The 24,904-nt window shown below is 41.9% G+C and carries 28 protein-coding genes and 1 pseudogene; 23 read left to right on the top strand and 6 right to left on the bottom strand.

Annotated elements, in window-relative coordinates:
- Positions 1 to 15: 15 nt before the first annotated feature.
- Positions 16 to 1,470 (bottom strand): 4-hydroxyphenylacetate 3-hydroxylase family protein, encoded by a 1,455-nt coding sequence (locus JCM19038_RS07750; protein WP_042416409.1) that lies wholly within the window; start codon positions 1,468 to 1,470, stop codon positions 16 to 18.
- 171 nt (positions 1,471 to 1,641) lie between these two features.
- Here JCM19038_RS07750 and glpX point away from each other — a divergent pair, with 171 nt between their 5' ends.
- The 3 genes from glpX to JCM19038_RS07765 all read left to right on the top strand — a co-directional run bounded on the left by glpX (position 1,642) and on the right by JCM19038_RS07765 (position 3,514).
- Positions 1,642 to 2,619: a class II fructose-bisphosphatase gene (gene glpX / locus JCM19038_RS07755; protein WP_042416411.1), complete on the top strand. Its 978-nt coding sequence runs from the start codon at positions 1,642 to 1,644 to the stop codon at positions 2,617 to 2,619.
- 114 nt (positions 2,620 to 2,733) lie between these two features.
- Positions 2,734 to 3,228 carry a hypothetical protein gene (locus JCM19038_RS07760; RefSeq protein ID WP_042416413.1) on the top strand — a complete coding sequence of 165 codons (495 nt, stop codon included), beginning with the start codon at positions 2,734 to 2,736 and terminating at the stop codon, positions 3,226 to 3,228.
- A 91-nt stretch (positions 3,229 to 3,319) separates the two neighbouring features.
- Positions 3,320 to 3,514, top strand: coding sequence for a hypothetical protein (locus JCM19038_RS07765; protein ID WP_042358299.1), 195 nt, complete (start codon positions 3,320 to 3,322; stop codon positions 3,512 to 3,514).
- 40 nt (positions 3,515 to 3,554) lie between these two features.
- Here JCM19038_RS07765 and JCM19038_RS07770 read toward each other — a convergent pair whose 3' ends face one another.
- Complete coding sequence (locus JCM19038_RS07770) at positions 3,555 to 4,142, bottom strand: DUF3298 and DUF4163 domain-containing protein (protein WP_042416415.1); 588 nt, start codon at positions 4,140 to 4,142, stop codon at positions 3,555 to 3,557.
- Positions 4,143 to 4,197: 55 nt separating this feature from the next.
- Between JCM19038_RS07770 and JCM19038_RS07775 the strand changes: the two genes are divergently transcribed.
- The 7 genes and pseudogenes from JCM19038_RS07775 to JCM19038_RS07795 all read left to right on the top strand — a co-directional run bounded on the left by JCM19038_RS07775 (position 4,198) and on the right by JCM19038_RS07795 (position 10,569).
- A complete protein-coding gene (locus JCM19038_RS07775; protein ID WP_042416417.1) occupies positions 4,198 to 5,193 on the top strand; it encodes a P1 family peptidase in 996 nt (331 codons plus the stop codon).
- Between the two features lie 157 nt (positions 5,194 to 5,350).
- Entirely contained in the window at positions 5,351 to 5,581 is a 231-nt protein-coding gene (locus tag JCM19038_RS22245) for a hypothetical protein (protein ID WP_152549368.1), read from the top strand.
- Positions 5,544 to 6,401, top strand: a complete 858-nt coding sequence (locus tag JCM19038_RS07780) for an alpha/beta fold hydrolase (RefSeq protein WP_152549369.1) — start codon at positions 5,544 to 5,546, stop codon at positions 6,399 to 6,401. Before JCM19038_RS22245 ends, JCM19038_RS07780 begins: the two co-directional genes overlap by 38 nt.
- Positions 6,402 to 6,727: 326 nt before the next feature.
- Positions 6,728 to 7,165: a hypothetical protein gene (locus tag JCM19038_RS24325; RefSeq protein ID WP_052361256.1), complete on the top strand. Its 438-nt coding sequence runs from the start codon at positions 6,728 to 6,730 to the stop codon at positions 7,163 to 7,165.
- Entirely contained in the window at positions 7,146 to 8,801 is a 1,656-nt protein-coding gene (locus JCM19038_RS24330; RefSeq protein ID WP_052361257.1) for a penicillin-binding transpeptidase domain-containing protein, read from the top strand. Before JCM19038_RS24325 ends, JCM19038_RS24330 begins: the two co-directional genes overlap by 20 nt.
- A 255-nt stretch (positions 8,802 to 9,056) precedes the next feature.
- Positions 9,057 to 9,910: pseudogene (locus JCM19038_RS07790) on the top strand (ABC transporter ATP-binding protein).
- Positions 9,910 to 10,569, top strand: coding sequence for an ABC-2 transporter permease (locus JCM19038_RS07795; protein ID WP_042416421.1), 660 nt, complete (start codon positions 9,910 to 9,912; stop codon positions 10,567 to 10,569). Before JCM19038_RS07790 ends, JCM19038_RS07795 begins: the two are co-directional and overlap by 1 nt.
- Positions 10,570 to 10,626: 57 nt before the next feature.
- On the opposite strand, the gene JCM19038_RS07800 is transcribed toward JCM19038_RS07795, so the two are convergent.
- From JCM19038_RS07800 to JCM19038_RS07810, 4 genes are all read right to left on the bottom strand, one after another.
- Complete coding sequence (locus JCM19038_RS07800; RefSeq protein ID WP_042416423.1) at positions 10,627 to 12,276, bottom strand: FAD-binding dehydrogenase; 1,650 nt, start codon at positions 12,274 to 12,276, stop codon at positions 10,627 to 10,629.
- Positions 12,277 to 12,348: 72 nt separating this feature from the next.
- Positions 12,349 to 12,522 (bottom strand): hypothetical protein, encoded by a 174-nt coding sequence (locus JCM19038_RS22715; protein WP_193745075.1) that lies wholly within the window; start codon positions 12,520 to 12,522, stop codon positions 12,349 to 12,351.
- Between the two features lie 207 nt (positions 12,523 to 12,729).
- Complete coding sequence (locus JCM19038_RS07805; protein WP_042416424.1) at positions 12,730 to 14,001, bottom strand: metal ABC transporter solute-binding protein, Zn/Mn family; 1,272 nt, start codon at positions 13,999 to 14,001, stop codon at positions 12,730 to 12,732.
- A gap of 196 nt (positions 14,002 to 14,197) precedes the next feature.
- Positions 14,198 to 15,367 (bottom strand): MFS transporter, encoded by a 1,170-nt coding sequence (locus tag JCM19038_RS07810; protein WP_042416900.1) that lies wholly within the window; start codon positions 15,365 to 15,367, stop codon positions 14,198 to 14,200.
- Positions 15,368 to 15,485: 118 nt separating this feature from the next.
- On the opposite strand from JCM19038_RS07810, the gene JCM19038_RS07815 reads away from it, so the two are divergent.
- The 13 genes from JCM19038_RS07815 (at position 15,486) to JCM19038_RS24335 (ending at position 24,890) form a co-directional block, all read left to right on the top strand.
- Positions 15,486 to 15,872 (top strand): thioesterase family protein, encoded by a 387-nt coding sequence (locus JCM19038_RS07815; RefSeq protein ID WP_042416426.1) that lies wholly within the window; start codon positions 15,486 to 15,488, stop codon positions 15,870 to 15,872.
- 64 nt (positions 15,873 to 15,936) lie between these two features.
- On the top strand, positions 15,937 to 16,716 hold the full coding sequence (locus tag JCM19038_RS23085; RefSeq protein WP_042416427.1) for a J domain-containing protein: 780 nt from the start codon (positions 15,937 to 15,939) through the stop codon (positions 16,714 to 16,716).
- Positions 16,717 to 17,010: 294 nt separating this feature from the next.
- Entirely contained in the window at positions 17,011 to 17,508 is a 498-nt protein-coding gene (locus JCM19038_RS07825) for a CoA transferase subunit A (RefSeq protein ID WP_307189990.1), read from the top strand.
- Positions 17,508 to 17,705, top strand: a complete 198-nt coding sequence (locus JCM19038_RS24970; protein WP_307189991.1) for a CoA-transferase — start codon at positions 17,508 to 17,510, stop codon at positions 17,703 to 17,705. Before JCM19038_RS07825 ends, JCM19038_RS24970 begins: the two co-directional genes overlap by 1 nt.
- A gap of 10 nt (positions 17,706 to 17,715) precedes the next feature.
- On the top strand, positions 17,716 to 18,339 hold the full coding sequence (locus JCM19038_RS07830; protein WP_042416901.1) for a 3-oxoacid CoA-transferase subunit B: 624 nt from the start codon (positions 17,716 to 17,718) through the stop codon (positions 18,337 to 18,339).
- Positions 18,340 to 18,362: 23 nt separating this feature from the next.
- Entirely contained in the window at positions 18,363 to 19,358 is a 996-nt protein-coding gene (locus JCM19038_RS07835; protein WP_042416430.1) for a TAXI family TRAP transporter solute-binding subunit, read from the top strand.
- Positions 19,359 to 19,396: 38 nt separating this feature from the next.
- Positions 19,397 to 21,361 (top strand): TRAP transporter permease, encoded by a 1,965-nt coding sequence (locus JCM19038_RS07840; protein WP_042416433.1) that lies wholly within the window; start codon positions 19,397 to 19,399, stop codon positions 21,359 to 21,361.
- A 140-nt stretch (positions 21,362 to 21,501) separates the two neighbouring features.
- Entirely contained in the window at positions 21,502 to 21,816 is a 315-nt protein-coding gene (locus JCM19038_RS07845) for a DUF3870 domain-containing protein (RefSeq protein WP_238554330.1), read from the top strand.
- A 138-nt stretch (positions 21,817 to 21,954) separates the two neighbouring features.
- A complete protein-coding gene (locus JCM19038_RS07850; protein ID WP_042416436.1) occupies positions 21,955 to 22,236 on the top strand; it encodes a (2Fe-2S)-binding protein in 282 nt (93 codons plus the stop codon).
- Entirely contained in the window at positions 22,223 to 22,516 is a 294-nt protein-coding gene (locus tag JCM19038_RS07855) for a (2Fe-2S)-binding protein (RefSeq protein ID WP_042416438.1), read from the top strand. Before JCM19038_RS07850 ends, JCM19038_RS07855 begins: the two co-directional genes overlap by 14 nt.
- A gap of 4 nt (positions 22,517 to 22,520) precedes the next feature.
- On the top strand, positions 22,521 to 23,744 hold the full coding sequence (locus JCM19038_RS07860; protein ID WP_042416443.1) for an NAD(P)/FAD-dependent oxidoreductase: 1,224 nt from the start codon (positions 22,521 to 22,523) through the stop codon (positions 23,742 to 23,744).
- Entirely contained in the window at positions 23,731 to 24,546 is an 816-nt protein-coding gene (locus tag JCM19038_RS07865) for an FAD-binding oxidoreductase (RefSeq protein ID WP_052361258.1), read from the top strand. The genes JCM19038_RS07860 and JCM19038_RS07865 overlap by 14 nt, the downstream gene beginning before the upstream one ends.
- Entirely contained in the window at positions 24,477 to 24,890 is a 414-nt protein-coding gene (locus JCM19038_RS24335) for an FAD-binding oxidoreductase (protein WP_193745076.1), read from the top strand. Before JCM19038_RS07865 ends, JCM19038_RS24335 begins: the two co-directional genes overlap by 70 nt.
- Positions 24,891 to 24,904 lie beyond the last annotated feature (14 nt).

A 24,904-nucleotide genomic window follows, 5' to 3' on the forward strand; every position in this document is an offset into this window, starting at 1 on the left:
GTGAGTCCTACGATTTTAGTTGATAGGAGCTTGACTATTGTCATTCTTTCTTAGTGTTTCTAAAAAGGTTTTTACACGGTCGCGGTACGGACGAGTGTCGTAATGATTGTATAAGTTTGTTGATAGTCGAACAGGATCTCCATAGAAATAGCGTTCAAATTGCGTTTGCCTTGAACCAAAATCACCCATCGTCAAATCTTTGGCAAGTCGTAATAATTGTACTTTTTCTTTTGCTGAAGTGTCATAACCACCGATAAAGCGTTCGAGCAACGGAGCAATTGGAGATTGAAAGTCTTTTTCGTTCGGTGCGGCAATGAAATTACTCGCTCCGATTAATTGAATGATCTCGACAAGTCGTGGGTACGTCGTTTGGTAATAAGACACGGCCGCTTTAAGTGGTGGTGCAAATGGTACCATCATGCCGTACTCATTGACGCCTGCTTGCGCTTCGGAAGAATACACGAACGCGCGCATCGCTTCTAGCGCTGTGATCATTTCCGCAAGCTTTTGTTGAATGTGTTGAAACTGGCTGATCTTAAGCGTTTCAACCATCTCTTCAGCGATACCGATGAGCCATTCCGTTTTAACAATTTGCCGGTTTGATGCGTGGAACAATAGTGCAGGTTCTAGACCTGTCTCAAAGAACAAGCCTTGTGATAAACGTTCACTTTTGTAAAGAAACACCCGATCCCACGGCACAAGGACGTTATCGAAAACAACGATTGCATCGCCTTCTTCAAATTGAGAAGAATACGGTTCGTCGTAAAGGGAATCATTTGCGTAGGAAGGTCTGGCGAGAAACTTTAGACCTGGTGTGGCTGAAGGAATGGAGAAAGCAAATAAGGAGTCTTTCTCAAAACCTGCGGGCAAGACGATGACCTCATCGGTGATGCCTCCTTGAGTTGCGAGGAGTCGTGCACCATCGATGACGATTCCTTCGTCAATTTCGTCTACAATTTTAGCAGCGATAGGCAGTTCCTCTTCTTCAGAAAAGAAAGACGATCGTTTTCTTGCTTTTGGATTCACAAACGTATGCGTAAATGTGAGATCATGTTCGAGTGCTTCTTTATGAATCCGTTCAATCCGCTCACCATATTCACTTCCTTCCATTGCAAAATAATCTTTCGCGTTCGCCAACGTTGTAATGATCGTGTTGCCATATTCTGGGGATCTGCCGAGTAATCCCGCATTCTGATTTGCCCAAACTTGTGTCGCGAGTCGGTGTTTCTCTAAGTCTTCTTTTGTTTTCATTGGTTCATATGAGAAATTGCTTTGATGATCTTTGGCACTCAAGATATCTTCGTATTGCTTCTCATGCACAAGATCATAAAGTTTCGCTTTGCTTTGAAGTACCGCTTTGAATGCGGGATGCTCTGTTACAGGACCATGTAACAGTGATCCCTCAAGCCATATTTCAGTTTTTAGCTTGGATATTCGATGTAAATACTCTTTACCCGTTACCGTTACCATGGCATTCGCCCTCCTTACAGTTACCTTATGCAATGTCATAAAAACGGTAACGACAATCACAGGATAAAACGAAAAAGGGCCTATGTGTATTCGTAAAAATATTATTAGGCTATACAAATATAAAATGTGATATACTTATTCTATCGATTGAAGAAAATGCGGAGGTATGAAATGGATAGAGAACTTGCATTAGAAGTAACGAGAGTAACCGAAGGAGCCGCACTTGCAGCCGCTAAATGGTTAGGTAGAGGCGATAAGAATCAAGCTGATGGAGCTGCAACTAATGCGATGAGAGAGATTTTTGACTCCGTGAACATGAAAGGTCGCGTCGTGATCGGTGAAGGGGAAATGGATGAAGCACCGATGCTTTATATCGGTGAAGAACTAGGAACAGGTAATGGCCCTGAAGTTGATATCGCGGTCGATCCAATAGAAGGTACAACAATTGTTGCTAAAGGATATACGAACGCAATTACTGTTCTTGCAATTGCTGATCGCGGGAACTTACTCCACGCTCCAGATATGTATATGGAGAAATTAGCAGTAGGACCAAACGCAGCGGGTAAGGTAAGCATTGACGACCCTGTCGAAAAGACAATTGAAATTGTAGCAAAAGCGAATAATAAAGCGATTGAAGACGTTACGGTGATGGTTTTAGAACGTGAACGTCATCAAGATACAATTGACCGAATTCGTGAGAAAGGTGCACGTGTAAAGCTTTTCTCAGATAATGATATTAGTGCGGCAATCGCAACGTCCCTTCCTGGAACAGGTGTTGACTTATTCTTAGGAACTGGGGGGGCTCCGGAAGGAGTTGTTGCTGCTGCAGGACTGAAGTGCCTCGGTGGAGATATGCAAGGTCGCCTTGTTCCACAAAACGATGGAGAAATTGCTCGTTGTAAAGAGATGGGAATTGAAGATCCACATCGTATTCTTATGTTGAACGATCTCGTTGCTGGAGACGATGCAATTTTCTCGGCAACAGGTGTAACTTCTGGAACATTTCTAAATGAAGCGAAGTTTCTAGGAGGCGGTCTTGTAGAAACAGATTCAATTGTTATGCGTGCGAAAACGAAAACCGTTCGTTACATCAAGACGGTTCACAATTTAGAACATAAACCGAATTATTACTTGAAAAGTAACGACTAAATGATACACTGAAGTTAATCAGATACGGAGATTTTTAGGAGGAGCCTGCCACTAAGGGACAATTATGTCTCGGTGGCAGGCTCCTTTTTTTTATTGGATAAGGAGTGTATGTAGATGGCAAAAGTTCAATTGTCGCATTTTAGAAATGGGCTCACACCACCAATAACTGCAATCGCCAATCATTTGAATTATATTGAACACAAAGAGCCACAGCAGCGTTTCTTTGGGAAATCGTTAACAGATCGTCGAGCATTCGTTCAAAAAATTGATAGACAAACTTCAGCAATTGAACCGGCGTTTCGGTTGCAGATTTCATTTAGTTATCTTGAACTTGACTTTAAACAGGTTATTCAAGCAGCGATGTGGCGGTTGGAACGTCAATTGAGGATAGATTTCGATTGGATTGCAATGGTTCATTGTGAATCAAGTGATTCACACGTTCACGTAATCATACGAGGGTGTGATTTACACGGAGAGCCTTTAATTTTCTATCCGTCCTACGTGCTTCAACTAAAAAGACAGATTGAAGCAATTGAGAATGAACAGCTACGAAATGAAGAAAAAGAGAGGGAAATTGCTTCTTACCTTATCAACATTTCACGAAACTAACGATGTATCAGTCGTTTACAAATGAAAGAAGATACAACTATGTTAAACTTAATTTGTATTGAATGACCTTTGAATGACTCGGGAGGATTTTATGAACTTAGGCTTGTTCTTGTTGCTCTTAATTGGGACAACGATTGGAATTGTTTGGACGTTAGCGATCGCTAAGAATCCTGGTTCGGAGAAGTATAGCAGTGAAAGTAGCTTTAATCTGTTATCGCTCCATTATTTAATTATTGTTCCAATCATACTCGTCATTTTAACGATTATATTATTCTTTCTAATGTAAAGTGAGTCAGCAATTGTTCATTGCGACTCACTTTTTTAATTTAAGGCAATGAAACGTCAGGGAACAAATACAGTGGAATCGGGAAGTAGGTAATCCCGTACACGTAAGGTAATAGTTCATATTGATTAAAAAAAATCACGAGTGTTTGGTCAGCAATGTAAAAGTTCGTATCATCATTTACTCCTGAAAAGGGGACGAGTAAATCACTCGTTAAATGGCGCTCATCGAGTTGACTTTTGATGTGCTCATTTATGATCGAACGATCTTCATTTGTAGTTAAGAACAGATCTTTAAAAGCAAGAAGTTGCCCGGTTTCTGTGTTGAACGTTAAGCCCTTCTCAAGCGTTGTTCCGTGTGCACCACCAGAAAATTGATAAATCGAAAGAGTTAAGCTTAAGAGGTGTGGTTGATTTGTTTTAATATCATACGTTCCTGTTAGCTCGGTTTCTTTTTGACCGTATCCTTGGTCTTTCATCATACGCCACACCGTTTGTTTGATCGTTTGATTAATCCTCGTTTCAGCTTTTTTGTTGGTATGTTCCCGAATCGTTGGGTAGTAGACATTCACTCGAGGCTGTACAATATGATGTGACGAGACACTGAGTGGTAACTGTTCATTTAATGACATCGTATCCCTCCTAAGATAACGTATGTCATCGATCAAGAAATGGAGATGAAAAATCATGCAAAAACGTGCAAGTCATTATTTGCAGTTTGGTTTAATGCCAAAGGGGTCGCGAAATTCAATTACAGACGTACCAGGCGTAAAAGTTGGGCACGTAACGTTAGTCGAAGGAGCGGCAATTCGAACGGGAGTCACAGCGATATTGCCTCATCAAGAAAATCTGTTCAAACATAAAGTTCTAGCGAGCTCTGCGGTCATCAATGGTTTCGGAAAAACGACGGGACTCGTCCAATTACAAGAACTTGGTACGTTAGAAAGTCCGATTATGCTAACGAATACATTTAGTGTGCCTGCCGTAACAGAAGGGACAATTCAATGGTTATTGGAACGTAATGAAGACATTGGAACGTCGACAGGGACAGTGAATGTCGTTGTAGGAGAATGTAATGACGGGTATCTAAATGATATAAGAGGAATGCACGTAAGATCTCATCATGCGAAAGGAGCCATTCAAAATGCAAGTTTCGAAGTCGCTGAAGGGTGCGTGGGTGCAGGAACAGGCATGAGTTGTATGGGATACAAAGGTGGGATTGGAACAAGCTCAAGAAAGGTTGGGGACGGTACGTTAGGCGTGCTTGTTGTCTCAAACTTCTCGCAATCATTCGATCAACAGGAGCCTCCGGGTTCAATCATGATGATCGTTGCAACAGATTTACGAGTAAATGAAAGGCAGTTAAAACGAATTGCGAAGCGAACCGCATTTGGACTTGCACGAACCGGATCGACGGCACATCATGGGAGCGGTGACATTGCAATTGCTTTTTCAACAGCGCACCGAACGGCACATGATCAATCCAAACAAGTAGACACCTATTCTTTTCTTAGAGACAACGATGCAATCATGAATGAAATTTTTGATGCGACCGCGAGCGCCACAGAAGAAGCGATATGGAACTCGTTGTTTGCTGCGGATTCAATGACCGGCAGAGAAGGTAACAAACGTTTAGCAATTACAGCAGAAGAAGCGAAAAAGATTCGAGCGAGATTTTCTTGATTGACTCGAAAAATAACTCCTTATATTTGGAATTTGTGTAATAATATAGACAAAAGGCGTTTCAAATAGAGAGGATGAGTGCCTTATCGTTCTAATCGTTCAAGTGTTAAGTATACTTCCTTATCTTATGTTCGTGAGCATATGGCTATATAACGCAATGAATCAGTACGAGCCAGTACGAACGCTGGCTTCTGGGATTGCGCTAACGTTGTTTTCTACACTGTCTTTTTGGGTCGTTTCATCGTCAGGTGTAATTTGGCTACCGAATTGGCAATTACTCATTGTTTGTGGTGGAGCAGGTGTAATCTTTAGTGTTATTGGTGTTTACCAAATGAACCGAAAGGGGAGTCATAATGAACATTCAGTTTCAGTCAATCACAGTAAATGAGATTAACTTGAATGTGGCAAGTGCTGGAGACCTAGATGGTAAACCGATTATTTTATTGCACGGATTTCCTGAATTTTGGTATGGCTGGAGAAAGCAGATTGAACCGTTAGCAAAGGCAGGTTATCACGTCATTATCCCAGACCAAAGAGGGTATAACGAAAGTGATAAACCGACTGGACGTAGAGCCTATCAACTGGATGAACTACGAAACGACCTTGTTGGTTTAATTAAGAGCATAGGGAAAGGGAAAGTGACTGTAATTGGACATGATTGGGGAGGTGCTGTTGCTTGGCATCTTGCAACGACTCATCCTGAGTTAATCAAACGTTTAATTACCATCAATATTCCTCATCCAGCGGTCTTTCCAAAAGTACTACTCACCTCACCGATGCAATGGTTACGTAGTTCCTATATGGCTTTCTTTCAATTGCCTGAAATACCAGAACGGTTTCTAGAAGCAGGTGATTTTTCGTACATGAGTGAGGCACTTAAAATGTCGAGTAACCCGGGGACTTTTACAGAGTCGGACCTTGAGGTGTATGAAGCAAGCTGGCGTCAACCAGGAGCAATGACAGCAATGTTGAACTGGTATCGTGGGATGCCACAAAGCATTAAATCGATGGACCTTGTTGTAGAGGTGACCGTACCAACGAAAATGATCTGGGGAGTCGGCGACCATTTTCTATCAACGAAACTTGCAAAGGAAAGCCAATCACTTCTAAGAAACGGTGAAGGTGTGTTTATCGGTGGAGCTACTCATTGGGTTCATCTTGAACAGCCAGAACTTGTAAATCAACACATCTTATCATTTATTAAGTAGACAAGCTGCTAGGCAACGGTGAAAAGAATAAACGGAGGTACCTAGAAATGAGTTAAGTGACTTCACTTACTACGGTTGTTACCCAAACGATTCACTGCGCCTAACTCCATCTCAAAGCCACTTTACTTAAAGACTAGGTTTAATTGATACTGTAAATGATGATCGACTTTCTTCGTTTCTGTTTTATTAAGAACGATGTGTATGTCCTTTTCTTGTGTTACGATGGACGCATCTAGATCTAGTCAATTAGGATGAATTGATAACTGATGATTTTGCTGTTTTAGATTATTTCGTAAATCGATTTTCACAAGATTGGGGAGAGTTCGATGGGGCAGCCAAAACGTAAGAATCATATTCCTTATCGTCTTAACGTACTGTTTTTTGGGGTATTTGTCTTATTTTCTATTCTTATATTGCGTCTTGGGTACGTGCAAATCGTTCAAGGAGATTCTTACGATTTAATGTTAAGTCAAGAAGAAGAGCAGACTGCGACTGTAGATGCTCCGCGTGGAATTATGTTTGATCGCAATAATTATGTTTTAGTTGATAATGACATGCAGCTCTCGCTTACGTATACGAATCGCCCAGGCAACGAACAAGAGCGTTATGAGATTGCGCATCAACTTGTCAATTACTTAGAAGTTGATGAAGAAGACGTAGAAGAAATTAACGACCGAGAGTGGCAAGACTATTTCTTATATGAAGCTTCGATTGAAGAGCGTGAGGAAGATGGTACACTCGCCGATGGCAGCATTTGTAGATGAACTCGTGACGAGCGAAGAGATTTCTACAGACGACCTAAGTCAAAGTGATATTTATACAAGACAACTTAGTCGCTTAGATGCGGAGGAAATACGCGAGAGTTATAGTCTGGAAGAACAGCAAGCTGTTGTAATCTGGCGGGAGATGCTCAGCGGTTACAATCATTCACCAAACCGGATTGCTCGTGGATTAAGTGAAGAACAAGCACATCATATTGGTGAAGTCTTACATACAATGCCTGGGACAGATTTAATGAGAGATGCTGAACGAGTTTATCCGTACGGTGAACAATTTGCATCGTTTTTTGGAAGCGTAGGATCGATCCCAGCAGAGCTTGTTGATGGGTACTTAGGGAAAGGTTACGAACGTAGTGATGCTGTGGGAACGTCATACCTAGAGCAAGAGTATGAAGATCTGTTGCGTGGTGAGAAAGCGATCATGACGACATTGCCAAGTGGTGATGTAGAAATGCAAGAAGGTCGCAGAGGAAATGATTTACGACTCACACTAGATATGCGTTTGCAACAAGAGGTTGATGCGATGGTAACACGCAGAATCGATGGGTACGGTGGGTATGCGTTTCCTGCCGGGCGTGATGCGTATGTCGTCATGATTGAACCATCAACCGGTGACATCTTAGCGCTTGTCGGGTATCAAGGCCACCTCGGTACAGTAAACAATAGTTATACCGTAGGATCTTCAATTAAGCCGGCGACGGTGTTAGCAGGTTATCGTCATGGCGCAATTGGACATGGTTCAGTGATTCATGATTCCCCGATCACTCATTTACCGAATACACCCTCCATTTCATCCGTTGTGAATATGGGCTATGTGAATGATATAGATGCGATTCGACGCTCATCCAACGTGTATATGGCAGAAATCGCGATGCGCCTTGCAGGTTACAACCGTAGCAACAATACGTGGAACACTCTTTCTGAATCCTACAATATGTTACGTGAACATTATGCTCAATTTGGATTAGGGGCGAGTACAGGAATTGATTTACCATTTGAGTCTGAAGGTATTACGGGGCCGAATACTGCAGGTATGGTGTTATTGCTAAGTTTTGGTCAATATGATGATTACACCCCTTTACAACTTGGTCAGTATACGGCAACGCTTGCAAACGACGGAGTTCGGATGCGGACTCGCCTCGTCCGAGATGTACTTGAGCCAGGAGAAGTTCCAGGAGAAGCAGGTGGGAGCATACGCTATTATGAACCGGAAGTGCTGAATACGGTCGATAACCCGATCGGTGACATTAATCGTATGCAAACCGCGATGAGACAAGTGGTTAGCGTCTCAGGGCAAGGTGGAGGAACAGCAAACCGTGAGCTCGGTAGTTTCGAATACCAAGCAGCTGGGAAAACAGGAACTGCCCAAGTGCAAAAAAATGGCATTCGCCTTAACAACCAAACGATGGTTGCTTATGCTCCTTATGATAATCCAGAGGTTGCCGTAGCGGTTGTTGTACCAAACGTAACCATTAGTCGTAACCGAGAATTTGCAGGAATTGCGAATAATATTGCCAGAGAAGCAATGGAGATTTTCTTTGAACAAAAAGAAAGTCACCAAGCACCAGAACTAGCGGAAGTTGAAGACATGGATATCGACCCTGACGATACAGAAGGATAAATAGTACAAGCCGCTGATCAATTGATTAGCGGCTTTTTGTTGGGAAGATTTGTGTACAACCAAAATTCTCATCGAAGCGCTGGTCGTTTTATGACGGTGTTCTCCCGTTTCATGACATCATTTCCGTAAACAGTCCGGTTTACGCCCTTTTGCATCAAAAGTACCGAGATAAGAGGTATTAAGGCGTACACTAGCTTTAAGAAGATAAGATCAGTCGATAATTTTAACATGAAACAACGAAAAGGGTGGATGACGATGGCAGCAATTTTAGAAGTTACTGGCCTAAATAAATCATACAAAGACTCTTCATTTTCACTAGAGGATGTTTCCTTAACAATTCCTTACGGTTCAATTGTCGGATTCATTGGAGAAAATGGAGCTGGCAAATCAACTACGATGGGATCCATTCTCGGAAGCTTCGCGTTGATACAGGTTCAATTCAACTGTTTGAGAGAGACGTAGATCATAAGAACAAAGCAGAAAAAGAGGACATAGGCGTCGTTTTTGATGATTTAAAGCTACCGAAGCGACTAACAGTCAAGAAGCTCAACCGAGTACTAAATCATGTGTACAAAAATTGGAGTGAAGAAACATTTTTCCATTATGTTGATTTCTTTCAATTGCCTAAGGATAAGGCTGTGGGGCATTTTTCAAGAGGTATGTCAATGAAGTTAAGTGTTGCAGTCGCACTGTCTCATCAAGCAAAGCTACTCATTTTGGATGAAGCCACAGCAGGACTCGATCCGACAGGGCGTACGGAGCTACTTGAAGTATTACAAGCGTTTGTTAAAGATCAAGATCGAGGGATTTTAATGTCATCACACATTACGAGCGATATAGAGAAAATTGCGGATCAGTTAGTATTCATTAAAGGTGGAAAGATTCGTTTAAGTGTAAGTAAGCAGGTGTTGTTAAACGAGTATGTTGTGGCAAGGATACGTAATGAAGAAGTACATCAATTAACAAAAACAACCATCGTCGCAAAAAAAGCTGACGGGGAGTATGTTGAAGTGTTGCTTACAGACCGTTCTGAAGTAAGCGAAGATCAGTTGATTCTAAATCGTACGATTGATGACATTAGTTTATTACTTATGAGGGGTGACATATAATGGTTGGATTACTCCTAAATCAATACTACTCAGTTTCTAAAACGATTCTTAGTTATGCAGTGGCTGCATTTGTTCTAGTTCTTGTCGTAATTGGAATTGGTAATGAACTTCTTGTCTTCTTCGCCATGTACATGCCGATTATTTTCCTCGTGTCCCCTGCTTTTGAAGTATTAAAGCATGAATCACAATCAGGTTGGAATAAGTTTGTGTTAACATTGCCCGTAAATCGAGGCAATATCGTTCAAAGCCAATATCTATTCTTTCTATTCTTAATGAGTATTGGCGTCGCAATTACAATTATGGCTTTTGTCGTTGCGGAATGGGTGCTTGGAAGTACCATGAACCAAGAATTAATGTACACGATGATGACGGGGATTGGCATAGCATTTATTATGGGTGCGATAAGTTATCCTGCAACGTATGTGTTTGGTACGGAAAAATCAGATACGATTGTTCTTGTTGCAACACTAAGTAGTGTCGGCCTTTTCCTACTTGCACAGCAAGGGTTTGCGAGATTATTGGAACAAATGAGTAGTGAAACGGTAGCGTCAATGAATGGAAGTCTCGTATTTAATGGGAGCTTTCTAGTCATCGGTCTTGTACTCTTTGTAACCTCTTACTTCGTAACAATGGGCATTTACAATCGTAAGGAATATTAAAGATAAAACGCCTGTGAGAGTGACTCGCAGGCGTTTTAGGAGTAGAAAGCAAGTCTGTTAGCTCGATCCGAGTGTGTGGCCGACTTGTAGGCCGCTAAACAAGCAGCCTCCTAGAAATGTTCCTTCGAGAGAGCGGTAGCCGTGAACGCCACCCCCTCCAAACCCAGCTGCTTCACCTGCCGCATAAAGTCCTGGCAGCGGTTGTATTCCGTCTTTTAGAACAGCACCATCTAGGTTCGTTTGCAATCCTCCGAGGGTTTTGCGACTAAGAATATGGAGCTTGACTGCAATAAGTGGTCCGTGGTTCTGATCAAGAATTTGATGAGGTTTTGCGACGCGAATTTTTTGGTCTCCGATGTATTGTCTAGCGTTATGAATTGCTTGCATTTGTGCGTCTTTCGTAAACGTGTTGTTTAACTCACGATCTCGAGCTACGATTGTATCTTTGATAGTGTCGAGGTTAAGTAACGACTCGTCAGTAAGGGTGTTCATTTTGTTAACGAGTTCTGGTAAGGTCTGAGCGGTAACGAAGTCCTCTCCAAAGTCTAAAAAGCTTTGAACCGCAGTAGTAGGGCCAGGGAGTGCGCGCTTTAAAACAAGTTTTAAATTTTTTCCCGTAAGATCGGGATTTTGCTCTGATCCTGATAATGCAAACTCCCGTTCTACAATCTCTTTCGTCGTAATAAACCAAGAATAGTCATACCCGGTGTCTTGAATGGCTTTTAGTGTTGAGAGTGTATCAAACCCAGGGAAGTTTGGAGCGGAAAAGCGATCTCCTGTTGCACTTAACCAAATGGAAGAAGGACCGGGTAGAATTCGTATGCCATGAGATTTCCACACCGGGTACCAGTTTCGAATCCCTTCTGTGTAATGCCACATCCGATCTTTATTGACAGTTCGGGCTCCAACTTGTTCACTAACTTGTAGTAAGCGACCGTTCACATATTCAGGAACACCGGCAATCATCTTTTTGGGTGCTTTTCCGAGCCAAGTAGGCCAATTTTTACGAACGAGATCGAGATTGCCACCAATCCCTCCACTTGCGATGACGACTGTGTCTGCTAGATAACGGAACTCACCGATTGCAGTCTTGCCTGTTGCGCGACCTCGCATCGCGTTGGTTTCTTCTAACCGATAACCTTCAACCCCAACGATTTTTCCGCCTGACATAATCAATTGTTCAACTTGATGCCTTGGCAAGTAAGTAAGGTTTTGTAAATCGTTCAGCTTTGTGATAAAAGGTTGTAGAATCGCAGGGCCGGTACCCCAAGCAATATGGAAACGAGGAACGCTATTGCCATGTTCGTGCGCTAAAGATCCACCTCGTTCAGCCCACCCAACAATAGGGAAAAATCGAATGCCGAGAGATTGAAGCCACTCGCGCTTTCGACCTGCAGCGAAATTGACATAAGCTTCCGCCCATTTTTTTGCCCAAATATCTTCATCATAAGGGTCCGCTAAGCGATCCCAATTCGCACTTCCTTGCCAATCTTGCCAACCAAGATTGACAGAGTCTTGAATATTCAGTTTTCTTTGTTCGGGAGAATCAATAAGAAAGAGCCCTCCGAATGACCAATACGCTTGTCCACCTAACGATTGCCTACCTTCTTGATCAATTAATAGAACACGTTTCTTTCGCTCAGCAATTTCAGTTGCTGCAACAAGTCCTGAAAGGCCAGAACCAACAACGATCGTATCGAATTTCATGAAGATCACGCTCCAATTCAGATCTCCCCAGAAAAATCCATGTCGATTCAAACCGACACGGATGTAGTTATTCTAGAGGTTATATTGATTTATGAGACGTTCAATCTTTTCGGTTGTTTTGTCGTAGACGACAGGGTCTCGCTTTTTGATACTAGCCATCGCGTATAGGAACGCTACTTCTTTAACATCATCCGGGAGCTTTCGGTACTCTTCCATAAATTCGGGTATTGTTTTCATTGCATTCACCTCGGGTCCCCTTTTTTTAAGTATACCTTGTTTTCTTAAATACTTCACTAACCATATGTATTTTGTCTATTTTTTTATAGGTTTTAGAGAAGAGGAAGTGATCGTGTACATCAAACGATACAATAGGACAATAAACGTCAATTATTTCCCGGGAAATCGACAAGTGTACGAAAAAAAGGACGCATGATTACGCCCTTTTTCATTTGATTAGTGATTTAATGCAGTTTCAAGTGTTTCAATGTTCATTTCCATCATGCTAACGTAGTCTTCTCCGGCATCATAGTCCTCTTGGGAAATGCTCTCCATATTACGAAGAACAAGACTTTCTGCACCAATCTCAGATTGTATAACTTCACTAATGGTACTGCTAACGTTGTTTTCAAACACTACATAGCTAAGGTTGTTTTCTCGTGCAGCTTCTACAATTGAAGTTAACTCTGATTGTGAAGGTTCTTGAGTAGACGACAATCCGTGAATACTTAATTGTTCAATGCCATAGCGATCTTCCCAATAACCATAAGCAGCATGTGAAACAATAATTTGATTATGATCTGCACTGTCAATCGTACTTTGAAGTGACGCGTCTAGTTGTTCCAAATCAGCTTTTAATGACTCGTAGTTTTGTACGAAGTATTCTTCGTGTTCAGGACGTAATTCACTTAACTGATTCATAATGTTTTCTGCTAGTTCAATGCTATAAATGGGATCAAGGAAAACGTGAGGGTCAATTGCACCAGACTCCCCATCATGATCATCGATGTGTACCGTTGCGACTTGTGATTCAGCGACGGTTTGCTCTTCGTCGTCAATAAACGCTGCATACACTTGTTGTCCGTCTGTATCTGCAGTGTCTTCAAAAGATTCACCTGTTGAAGCTTCAATCCAGTCATCAGATTCAGAATCTCTTGTGTACCAGGTAACGTCTCCTTGAACGTCTTCGTCTGCGGTAGCAGTAAGGGCAATCGTATCACCGGTATGGTAATGATCGTTGATGCCTTCAAGTTCTACTGCACTCGTCTGATCTTCATTATGATCATGATCATGATTGTGCTCGTGGTTATGGGAATGGTCACTTTCGCTGTCATGACCGTGCTCACCTCGTAAAGAGAGGTGTTCACCTGCTGGAATAATTTCTACTGTTTCTTCATCGAGTAGGTCATGAATGGTATCGGCAAAGGGTTCCATGCCAACGCCAGAATAAATAAAAGCATCATCTTCAGCAATTTTTACGTACGTACTAGATGAAGGTTCAAATGTATGTGCATCGGCATTAGGGGGGTAGACACTTTCTACCTCGACATGTTCACCGCCAATTCGTGATGTGAAATCTTCAAGAGCAAACAAAGTTGTAGATATTTGTAAAGGTTCTGTTGTTTCTTGGTCAGTAGCACCATTCTCAGATGGTGTTTGGTCATCAGAACATGCGATTAACAAGAAAGGAAGAACTATTGATAAAGGCACTAATCGAAATTTATGCATGTAAGTAACTCCTTTAGTAATAACCGTAACGGTTACGATTCGTAATGATTACGATTTATAGAATAACGACAAATAAATGAAATGTCAAGAGCTTGCATTTCTTCTCACTGATAATTGTTTAAGGCTTTAAAAAGAGGAGTTCCATTAGTTTTGTCGAAGAAAAGCAACGTCCATCTTTTGGACGTTGCTTTTAGGTCTATTCATGAATCGGATCTTCAATTTTTCTAGTTAATATACTAATGATGAGACCAATCGTAATCATACTCGCTGCGACCCAAGTAATCGCTTGATAACCAAATCCGATGCTCAGTAAAAACGATCCTAGTGCCGCACCAATCGCATTCGCAAGGTTAAAGACGGATGCAGCCAGTGTACCTGATAAGTTCGGAGCTTCTTTTGCTGCGAGAATGATCTTTGAATTAAGAAGTGGCGTCGTGCCGAATGTACCCGCTCCGAATAAGAAACTCATTAATATAGCCATCGGGGCAAATTGTAAGAAATAAGCGTACGTTGCAAGAACAAGTGCAAGTGCTAGCAGGGCATAAATCAATCGTGTCGTCAGTTTAGATGGTTGTACGGTTCCAGATGCAAAATTTCCGAGTACTGCTCCAAGGCCGAAGAAGAACAGGCCGATCGTAATGCCGGCTACATCAAATCCAGCAAACTCCCGGTACATCGGTTCTTTAAACGTGTAAGCTGTGAATACACCTGAAAATCCGAATACGATAATCGCCATTGTAAGCAAGACGTTTTTATTTTTGAGCATCGATAGCTCTGTTTTGATTTTAGGAATTTCGGTAGGTTTTACGTTCGGTGTAACGACAATTAAACCGATGAGTGTCACAACACCTAAGACAGCCATGAACCAAAAGACGATTCGCCAGTCAAAGATTCCGCCTAAATAAGAGCCAAAGGGTACTCCTAGCATGATTGCAATGGTTAAACCACCTTGAACTGCGGCAATGGCGCTCGTTTTTTTAGACGCTTCTGAAATACTAACTGCGACAAACATACATAAGCCAAAGTACGGTGCATGCATCGCAGCTGACAATAGCCTTGATAAGAGCAACACTTCGAAGTTGGGTGCGGTTGCGGCGATGATATTACTAATGATAAAAAGTGCAACAAACGCAACGAGTAATGGTTTTGGAGAAGCTTTGAGCGTTGCAATTCGTAATAGTGGTCCGAAGATCGCAACACTAATGGCGTATACAGTAAGAAGCAAGCCGGTCGTCGATACATCAACGTTCAAATCACGTGCAAATTGCGTTAACAATCCGGTGACGACATATTCTGTCATTCCAACAGCAAATGTCCCAAGCATAAAGACAGCTAGGATTGTTTTTCTAGAGAAGTTAAGGCGCATCATAAACCGCTCCCTTCGATTTTGTTTTTTAATCACGAATGAACATACTAAAATAAGATCAAAGGGATGTCTAGCGAAATCCATAAAAAAATATAAAAGATTTACTGGAGGCGTTTTCATGTATTCTACAACAATTACACCAAGAGTCTCAGAAACGGATGGCGTTGGTCATATTAACAATACGACGATACCAGTATGGCTTGAAGCAGGACGTAAGGAGATTTTTAAGTTGTTTAATCCTGATTTGGCATTTCATGATTGGCGTTGCATCTTACTAAAAATTGACATTCAATATGTAAGCGAAATTCACTACCATTCAGACGTTGTCGTTAACATTTGGGTCGAGAAAGTTGGGAATACGAGCTTTACTTTATATGAAGAAATTCATCAAAACGATCATTGTTGTACAAAAGGACATGCTGTTTACGTGAATGTTGCTAGAAAAGGTGGAAAGCAAACGATTCCAAATGAGATTAAGTTGAAATTAATGGAACATAGTCGTTGATTACATACTACGAATAAAATAGTATAAGAATAGAGACAAGTAGGTAATGTAAGGAGGATTTTCGATGATGGAAGTGTTTGTTTTACTGTTTATCATCGGCAGCTTTGGTTTTTGTTATTGGCTGTATTCTTCAAATCAAACGCAGTCAACATCATTTTTAACAACCTATCGTTCGTTTGTAGTTGACGGTGCTGTTCTTAATGGCAAAGGTGTCTCGTTTTATCAACTTCGTCAAGACAAACGTCAACGTTATTATTCTGTTCCTCAAGGTAAGGTTTCGATTCAGGGTAAGAATACGAAGTTAGAGCTTGATATTGGGTCTAAGCTAACGAAAACAAGCGGTGGACAGTATGAGCAATTATATATTGAATCAATGACGGTCAATCAACGTTATTTATATTCTCATCAGCCAGGCCAATTTACACGATACATTGTGAGCGCGAGCGAGCTAGAAAGTGATGTGCAGAAAGCATTATTATTTCTTTGTAGTGTACTTATGGCGAATAATAAACTAAGGAAAACCAATCGTTTTAATGAAGTGTTTACAGATGCGTTAGAATTTAGTGAAGTAAGCCGTTCCTTTTTGCATCATCAACAGAGTGCAGAAAGTTATCTGTTTGAACGTACCAAGTTGCCGAAGAAAAGCATCGTTTCCTGTGTTAATGAACATATGCAAGTGCTGGAATTTCAGCAACATGAGCAAGTAAGTCTTGAAGAAGTAAAGGCCAGATATCGTTTAATGGCTAAACGATATCACCCTGACTCGCCGACAGGTGACATCGTCAAATTCAAACGAGTCAAAGAAGCATATGAACAAATCAAAAAGAAACACGTTGCCATATGAAAAGAGGCCCCCCTTTGCAAATCTATTGCTAGGGGAACTTTCGAAAAGAAGCTTTTAAATTTTCCGAAAAAAGTATTGAAAGCGTCTACATCTCATGGTACTATTTCGTTATTAAGTAATGAACTTGATAGACGCGTTATTATAATGCTCCAAGCTTGTTCCCGCTTGCTTGGGTAACCATTATAAACCAAACGATCTATCATCAGTGTTTAAGGCTAGGAGTCCGTGCGCCTTAAAGCGATGATAATTGTTTGGTTTTTATTTTGGAATTTTGTTGAAAAAGGGGAGACAAGAATGACTTCTAAGAAAGAAATCTCATTAACGGATATTTCAAAGTACATAAAAGACGGTGACCAAGTGCTCGTTGGTGGTTTTGGTCTATCTGGCTGCCCATTGACGATCGTCGACGAGATTGCAAAGACTGACGTCAAGGAGCTAACCATTGTAAGTAATAATTTAGGTGAACCTCAAAAAGGATTAGGTAAACTTCTAGATAACGGTCAGATTAAAAAGGCCATCGGATCTTATTTCACAACACATCGTGGGGCAGTAAATGCTTGGAATGAAGGTTGGCTTGAAATTGAATTGTTGCCTCAAGGTACGATGGCTGAAGGGATTCGTGCAGCAGGAGCAGGGATTCCTGCCTTTTATACTCCGACAGGAGCAGGAACAAAACTTTCTGATAATAAAGAAGTGCGAGAATTTGATGGCAAAGAATATGTGTTGGAAAAAAGCATCCCAGGAGATGTAGCCTTATACGAGCACATAAAGCCGATGAATATGGAAATTTAGTGTATCGCAAAACACAAGAAAACTTTAATACAGCGATGGCGATGGCAGGGAAAATTGTGATCGCAGAGGTGGATGAAATCGTTCCAATTGGCGAATTAAAACCAGAAGAAATTAAAACTCAACATTTATTTGTCGACTATCTTGTTAAGACAAACTATGAAGTTGAAGGAGGGACTTTCGTTGAACGCACAAAATAATGTGAAAACGATGAGACAAGACATTGCAAAACGTGCAGCAGATGAGCTAGGGGAAGGCGAGGTCATTAACTTAGGGGTTGGAATTCCTACACTTATTCCGGAATATTTAGGAGACAAGCATGTGTTTTTGCATTCAGAGAACGGGTTGCTCGGTACAGGTCCTGCGCCAGATGATGGTGAGATTAATCCCGATTTGATTAATGCAAGTAAGCAACCCGTTACCGAATTACCAGGATCAGCAATTTTTGATAGTGCGTTATCGTTCGCCATGATTCGTGGGGGGCATGTGGACACGGCTGTAATCGGAGCGCTTCAAGTTGATCAGACAGGGGAGCTTGCGAATTGGGCAGTTCCAGGTAAGGATATTCTCGGAGTTGGTGGCGCGATGGACCTTGTTGCTGGTGTACAAAAAGTAATTTTAACGATGACACACACATCCAAAAGTGGAGAAGTGAAAATTGTTGAGTCATTAACGTATCCGAGTAGTGGACATCGTAAAGCGGATGTATTGATTACCGAAAAAGCGGTCTTTACATTCAAAAATAATCAAATGTATTTAGTGGAAGTAGCTGATGGTGTGACAGTTGAAGACATTGAAGAAACGACAGCGGCATCATTTGTTGTCGCACTTTAAGACTTAAAGTGGGAGTGGAAGACATGAGGTTTTGGAAAAGCATGATCGTATTCATGATGTTACTCGTGATTGTAAGCGGTTGCTCGCAATCAGAGTCAAGTGCAAATGAAGATACAGAAGTGGCGACAGGAGAACCTCCTGAAGATTTCACATTTGGTGCTGCAACCGTGGGTGGACTTTGGCACTCACTCGCAGCATCCATGAGCGAAGAGATGAGGAAGATCTATCCTGAGTCAACAGCTACCGTTGTAGAGGGAGGGTCAATTGCCAACTTAGTCGGCATTCATAACGACATTTTTGCACTCGGTTTCTCAAATGGTGAGTCGATCCCTATGGCGGAGAATGCCGTTGGCGATTTTGAAGAGCCAATCACGAATATGAAAACGATTGCAACGTTCTATCCAAACGTGTTACACATCGTCGTGCCGAGCAGTTCAAACATTCATACTGTTGAAGATTTAGCAGGTCAGCGGGTGAGCCCTGGGATTCGGGGCTACAGTGGTGAAGTGATGTTCAAGGATATATTGACGGCTTATGACATGAGTTATGATGATTTAGCTCAAATTGAGTATATCGGAACGTCTGATGCAGCCGACTTAATGCGTGACGGTCACTTGGACGCTTGGGTAGGTGGATTAGGTATCCCAGCATCATTCATCCAAGAGCTTGATACAACACTCGGTGTACGTGTTATTCCATTAACAGAAGAAGATCAAGTGAAATTGAAAGAAATCAATGAAGGGTACAACCCTTATACAATTGAAGCCGGTACCTATGGCGACCATGAGGACATCTTAACATTTGCACCTGAAACGGTACTTGTAGCCAATGAAAACATGATTTCTGAAGAAGTAGGCTATGAATTAACGAAAATGATTATTGAAAAAGCAGATACTTGGAGAGCTGTTTCTAGTACGTTATCTGATTTTGATGCTGAGTATTCTATTGAATATAGTATTGGTGAACTTCATCCAGGGGCGAAGCGATACTACGAAGAGATTGGGGTTTTAAACGATTAATTGAAAACGCTTTACAAATGATCAGGGGGGTGTTTTAAATGAGCCAAAAAGATCTAAATCTAGATGTGAAAGACATGGATGAAGCACAATCTGAAGTGCTCGGAAATAAACAGCGAACCTTAGTCGGTGTGACGGGTAAAGTCGTATCGTTCCTTGCAATTTTAATGTCATTATTCCACTTGTATACGGCTTTCTTTGGAGTGTTTGAATCGATTGCACAACGCTCCATTCACTTAGCTTTTGCACTCGTTCTTGTGTTTGCCCTTTATCGACCGACAAAGAATCAAGAAGGAAAACGCATTCCTTGGTATGACATCGTTGCCATCTTACTCGTTCTCGGTTCTTTTCAATATTTTGCATTAAATGCGATTGATATTTCTGCCAGGTTAACGTATGTAACACCACTCTCTAATTTGGAGATTGTGATCGGTGTGATCGCAAGCATTCTTCTAATTGAAGCAACGCGGCGTGTCGTTGGACGGGCGTTCACAATTATTGTACTCGCATTCTTAGGCTATGGGTTTTTCGGGCAGTATTTGCCTGGAGGATTAGAACATCGTGGGTTTGATTTAATGTGGATTCTCGATCATTTATTTTACTCAACGATGGGTGTGTTCAGTACTCCACTTGGGGTTTCTGCAACGTTTATCTTCTTGTTTATTCTTTTTGGTAAGTTTCTAGAAGTATCTGGTGCAGGAAACTTCTTTATTAACTTGTCTGTAGGTTTAATGGGGAAATATCGCGGTGGTCCTGCTAAGACTGCAGTTGCCGGGAGTGCCATTCTTGGAACGATCTCAGGTAGCGCGGTCGCAAATACAGCTACGACTGGACCATTTACAATACCTCTTATGAAGCGTACTGGATATAAAGGAACATTTGCAGCAGCTGTTGAAGCCGTCTCTTCGGCTGGTGGACAGATTATTCCTCCGATCATGGGTGCGGCGGCATTCATTATTGCGTCTTACTTAGGTGTTCCTTACATTGAAGTTGCAATTGCTGCCATTATCCCAGCAATTCTGTATTACGTTTGTGTGTATTTCCAAGTTGATTTACGTGCAAAAAAAGATGGCTTAGACGGTATGCCGAAAGAAATGATTCCAAAGGTTAAAACCGTACTTAAAGAAGGTGGAATGTTTTCACTCCCGCTACTTATTATTGTCATCATGCTTGTTATGGGTTACTCACCGATGCGTGCGGCATTGTTTGCGATTGCGAGTGTAATCGTTGTCGCAGCCTTTAAAGCAGCGACACGACTCTCGTTTGGAACGATGTTCAAAGCGTTAGATCTTGGGGCACGTGCAGCGCTTGAAACAGCGATCGCTTGTGCGTCGGCAGGTTTTATCATCGGGGTTATTAGCATGACAGGAATTGGCTTACAATTTAGTAGCATGATTCTTGCGATTTCTGGTGATAGTCTATTTATTACGTTGTTGCTTACGATGGTAGCTTCCTTATTACTCGGTCTTGGGTTACCAACGGTTGCCGCTTATATCGTTCAAGTACCACTAACGATTCCAGCACTCGTTCAGCTTGGAGTAGAACCGATGGCGGCGCACTTGTTCGTTTTCTATTTTGCAATTTTATCGGCGATCACGCCACCCGTTGCATTGGCATCGTTTGCTGCTTCTGGAATTGCAAATACGAATCCGCTGCAAACGAGTCTCGTTGCATTAAGGCTAGGAATTGCAGGATTTATCGTGCCATTCATGTTCGTGTACGGACCCTCACTCATTTGGATCGGTACACCTGGAGAAGTCGTCATAACATTAACGACAGCATTAGTAGGTGTGTTTGCCTTAAGTGCTGCCATTGAAGGCTGGTGGCTACGAGGCACGTACTGGTACGAGCGAATTGCTTTGTTTGTAGCAGCAATTATGCTCGTTGTACCAGACTTCCTCGTCAGCCTCGCTGGTTTTGCAATCTTCGCGATCGTATTTGTTTTACAGAAATGGGTTACGCCAAAGAAAAACCATTCAGAGCACCAATATAACGAAGCACTATAACAATTAAAGTCCTAATCTCCTAAAAAAGTGTCGCTCTTTTACAAAAGAGCGACACTTTTATTATATAATAAGAACATTCAATAAGTTGTAAGGCAAGTAGACAAGCCTAGCGAACAGGCTAACGAAAGAAGGGATTTTTGTTGGATACGATTTTAGTTACGGGTTATGCAAAGGCCCCTCAAGGAACATCAATGTATGAAGTGTATAAGCATTTTGGTATTGTACTAGAAATTGATCGTAAGTCTTATGAAATTATCGATGTTGAGCTCACGCTCGTGACATCATTGGCTCAAAGCTATTTCAAACGACTAATCATCGGATACAACCTAAATGAAGGCATCGACCCTCTAATGAAGAAGATTAATGAAAACTACTATGCACCATCCGTTAATTCCGTTAATGTTGCATTGCGAACGGCCTTTCAGCGATTTAAGGAGCAGGTGCAAGCATCATAAGAGTGTATTGCTGTTCAAAATGAGTCGAACTATAATGACTAAATAACAACATGCTCAGCCTATAGTGGTTGAGTTTTTTCATAAGTAGTTGTAGAGCAATCCAAACCTTTTAATCATGATAAAAAATGAGGGATTTTTGTGGCAGATTGTGTTATATGTCGTTGTGAAGAAGTGGTGCTTTCAGATATTGTTCAGGCATTGGAGGATGGTTATTCGACACATCGAGAAATTAAGTTAAAAACACGTGCAGGAATGGGAATTTGTCAAGGTAGGACGTGTCGGCCGTTGCTTGATCAAATCATTACATCTATTAGCAATGAAGCAATGCCAAAACGTGTGGGACTTGTCCAAAATGTGCCAATTCGTCCAATTACATTAGGTGACTTGGCAAAAGGAAAGGTAGGAGATCATGAGAGTTGAACAACATCCGATTCTCGGTCCGCTAAACACGGAAGTGGTTCGTTTCCAGTTTAACGGCAAGGACTATGAAGGAAGAAATGGAGAGTCTATTGCGTCAGCACTTCTAGCAAACGGTGTTCGAACATTGCGCTATTCGGAAGAAAAGAACGAGCCGCGAGGCATTTATTGCGGTATTGGTCATTGTTACGAGTGCCGGGTAACAGTAGGGTCAAAGCGAAGTATACGGGCATGTATGACTGAAATTCAAGAAGGTATGAAGATTGAATCACAAGGTGGGTAAACACATGCACATTGATGTTGCGATTATCGGCTCTGGTCCAGCAGGACTCTGTGCTGCGATTACGTTAGCAAAAAAGCAAAGATCAGTCGTCGTACTTGATGAACAAAGAAAAGCGGGCGGGAAATTAATTGGTCAACTTCATGAGGACCCTAAAGAAGGCTGGTGGATTGGGAGACAGATTGCAGAACAAATGCAAAGAGAAGCTGAACAGGCAGGTGTCACGTTTTTGCTGCAAAGAGAAGTGTGGGCGATTGAACCAGGTTGGACAATTAAAACATCTGGTCATCAAGATATCACAGCATCATACGTTATTCTAGCAACGGGTGCGCAAGAAAAACCGACCCCTGTTCCAGGTTGGACGTTACCAGGAACGATGGCAATTGGTGCCGCTCAAGTATTAAACAATTATGAGCGTGTCCGGCCGGGGAAGCGGATAGCAATTATGGGTGTCGATCCTTTGGCGTTTACTGTAGCACAAGAACTAAAACTAGCAGGTGCTGAAGTTGTTGGGATTTTTTTACCTCCAGAAGGACTGTTCGCAACAGAGAAAGCAAAACCACAGTCTACAATTGGCTATTTATCTACGATGGCGCATCTTGCGCCTAACCCTTGGCTTCGCCTTGCAGGTTCAATGGCCAAGCACCAGCTAATCCAAAAGATGGGTTCACGTTTTTACCCTAAAGCAGGTATGAAAGTATTTGGCGTACCGCTTCGATTAAGACAGGCGCTAATCGCCATTGAGGGAGCAAATCAAGTAGAAGCAATTCAAACGGTTAAGCTACATCGTGATGGAAAAATAATTAAGGGTAGCGAAGAGTCCATTTTAGTGGATGCAGTATGCATCTCAGGAGGACTTCTTCCTCTCGTTGAATTAGCTTCTTCATGTAAAACGGTCAATATTGATGAATTAGGAGGCTATGTCCCACTACATAGTGAAGAGATGGAAACTTCAAAGGAAAAATTGTATGTTTGTGGCAACATCACAGGAATTGAAGGTGCAAAGATTGCCATGGAACAAGGAAAGCTAGCAGCTATGTCTATTGAGCACAAAATGACAGGTAGCGAACAGGCAATGTGTGATGTCAAAATGCAAATTGATGAAGTTGAACGGGTGAGGAAACACGCTGCAATAACGTTTATGCCTAATTTATTGGATGGACGTAAAAAAATGAAGCAATTGTGGGACAAATTCCAGCAAGAAAGCAGGGATACGTATGAAGTCCGCTGAGGTTGTCGTTATAGGGGCGGGTGTGATTGGAACATCAATCGCATACCGATTAGCTCAAACCGGGAGAGAAGTACTGATGATTGATCGTAATGGCATTGGTGCTGCAACGTCATCTGCTTGTGATAAAGCCATCTTTCTTCAATCCAAACGGCCAGGTCTTCATATGGAGCTCGCTCGAGAAAGTAGGAAGATGTACGACACATTAGAAAATGAATTGGGACAATCGGTAGAATTCAAAGGTGCGGGTGGTACGGTTGCCATTCAGACAGAGTCCCAAATGGAGTTCATGAAGCAGTTTATAAACAATCAAAACCAAGCTGGCATTGATGTGTCATTACTTGATCAACAAGAAGCTAAAGAAAGTCAGCCAATTTTAGCTGACGATGTGATCGGTGCTGCTTACAGCCCTGATGATGCTGAAGTAAACCCGTTGAAACTAAGCCAAGGATTCGCTGCGGCTGCAAAGCGAATAGGAGTGAAATTTCAAACTCATACAGAGGTCATTGGCATTGAAAAGTCGAACGGAAAAATAACAGGTGTTAAAACAGCAAAAGGAACCATTTTGACGGAGACAGTCGTTAATGCGACAGGACCGTTTGCATCAGCAATCGCGCAGTTCACAGGTGTACCAATGAATATTGAACCTAGGCGTGGTGTAATTCTCATCTCAGAAAAAGTAGCCCGATTGTTCACGGTAGTTTACTTGACGCGCAGTATATCGCAGCAAAACACTTGTCTGGTGAGCAGCCTGAATATGGGATTGGACTTTCACTTGGACAAACTGATTCTGGCAATCTATTAATTGGGGGAAGTCGCGAATTCGTAGGATTTAATAAACAGGTACATTCAGATGTGCTTCGTGCTATTGCTCATCACGCATGCCAGGTTGTCCCGGCTCTTAAGAATATACGCATTATACGCTCAATGGTAGGGTTTCGACCATTTTCCGGAGACGGATTACCGATCATCGATCAATCTAAGCAACTTCAAGGCTACGTAATCGCAGCAGGTCATGAGGGAGATGGCATTGCGCTGTCACCAATTACAGGTTGTCTCGTTCGAGATTTATTGGATGGAAAGGGCTCAACATCGCGTTTCTTACCTCACTTAACGTTGGATCGTTTTAAAGAAAAAACATTGCATTAGCATAGCTATAAGGA

This window comes from Geomicrobium sp. JCM 19038, from assembly GCF_000698125.1.
Taxonomy (GTDB): Bacteria; Bacillota; Bacilli; order Bacillales; family Marinococcaceae; genus Geomicrobium_A.

Excerpts from the sequence above, each read along its gene's own strand:
- JCM19038_RS07750 (WP_042416409.1), bottom strand. The coding sequence starts at position 1,470 with ATGGTAACGGTAACGGGTAAAGAGTATTTACATCGAATATCCAAGCTA.
- glpX (WP_042416411.1), top strand. The coding sequence starts at position 1,642 with ATGGATAGAGAACTTGCATTAGAAGTAACGAGAGTAACCGAAGGAGCC.
- JCM19038_RS07760 (WP_042416413.1), top strand. The coding sequence starts at position 2,734 with ATGGCAAAAGTTCAATTGTCGCATTTTAGAAATGGGCTCACACCACCA.
- JCM19038_RS07765 (WP_042358299.1), top strand. The coding sequence starts at position 3,320 with ATGAACTTAGGCTTGTTCTTGTTGCTCTTAATTGGGACAACGATTGGA.
- JCM19038_RS07770 (WP_042416415.1), bottom strand. The coding sequence starts at position 4,142 with ATGTCATTAAATGAACAGTTACCACTCAGTGTCTCGTCACATCATATT.
- JCM19038_RS07775 (WP_042416417.1), top strand. The coding sequence starts at position 4,198 with ATGCAAAAACGTGCAAGTCATTATTTGCAGTTTGGTTTAATGCCAAAG.
- JCM19038_RS22245 (WP_152549368.1), top strand. The coding sequence starts at position 5,351 with ATGAATCAGTACGAGCCAGTACGAACGCTGGCTTCTGGGATTGCGCTA.
- JCM19038_RS24325 (WP_052361256.1), top strand. The coding sequence starts at position 6,728 with ATGGGGCAGCCAAAACGTAAGAATCATATTCCTTATCGTCTTAACGTA.
- JCM19038_RS24330 (WP_052361257.1), top strand. The coding sequence starts at position 7,146 with ATGGCAGCATTTGTAGATGAACTCGTGACGAGCGAAGAGATTTCTACA.
- JCM19038_RS07795 (WP_042416421.1), top strand. The coding sequence starts at position 9,910 with ATGGTTGGATTACTCCTAAATCAATACTACTCAGTTTCTAAAACGATT.
- JCM19038_RS07800 (WP_042416423.1), bottom strand. The coding sequence starts at position 12,276 with ATGAAATTCGATACGATCGTTGTTGGTTCTGGCCTTTCAGGACTTGTT.
- JCM19038_RS07805 (WP_042416424.1), bottom strand. The coding sequence starts at position 14,001 with ATGCATAAATTTCGATTAGTGCCTTTATCAATAGTTCTTCCTTTCTTG.
- JCM19038_RS07810 (WP_042416900.1), bottom strand. The coding sequence starts at position 15,367 with ATGCGCCTTAACTTCTCTAGAAAAACAATCCTAGCTGTCTTTATGCTT.
- JCM19038_RS07815 (WP_042416426.1), top strand. The coding sequence starts at position 15,486 with ATGTATTCTACAACAATTACACCAAGAGTCTCAGAAACGGATGGCGTT.
- JCM19038_RS23085 (WP_042416427.1), top strand. The coding sequence starts at position 15,937 with ATGATGGAAGTGTTTGTTTTACTGTTTATCATCGGCAGCTTTGGTTTT.
- JCM19038_RS07825 (WP_307189990.1), top strand. The coding sequence starts at position 17,011 with ATGACTTCTAAGAAAGAAATCTCATTAACGGATATTTCAAAGTACATA.
- JCM19038_RS07830 (WP_042416901.1), top strand. The coding sequence starts at position 17,716 with ATGAGACAAGACATTGCAAAACGTGCAGCAGATGAGCTAGGGGAAGGC.
- JCM19038_RS07835 (WP_042416430.1), top strand. The coding sequence starts at position 18,363 with ATGAGGTTTTGGAAAAGCATGATCGTATTCATGATGTTACTCGTGATT.
- JCM19038_RS07840 (WP_042416433.1), top strand. The coding sequence starts at position 19,397 with ATGAGCCAAAAAGATCTAAATCTAGATGTGAAAGACATGGATGAAGCA.
- JCM19038_RS07860 (WP_042416443.1), top strand. The coding sequence starts at position 22,521 with ATGCACATTGATGTTGCGATTATCGGCTCTGGTCCAGCAGGACTCTGT.
- JCM19038_RS07865 (WP_052361258.1), top strand. The coding sequence starts at position 23,731 with ATGAAGTCCGCTGAGGTTGTCGTTATAGGGGCGGGTGTGATTGGAACA.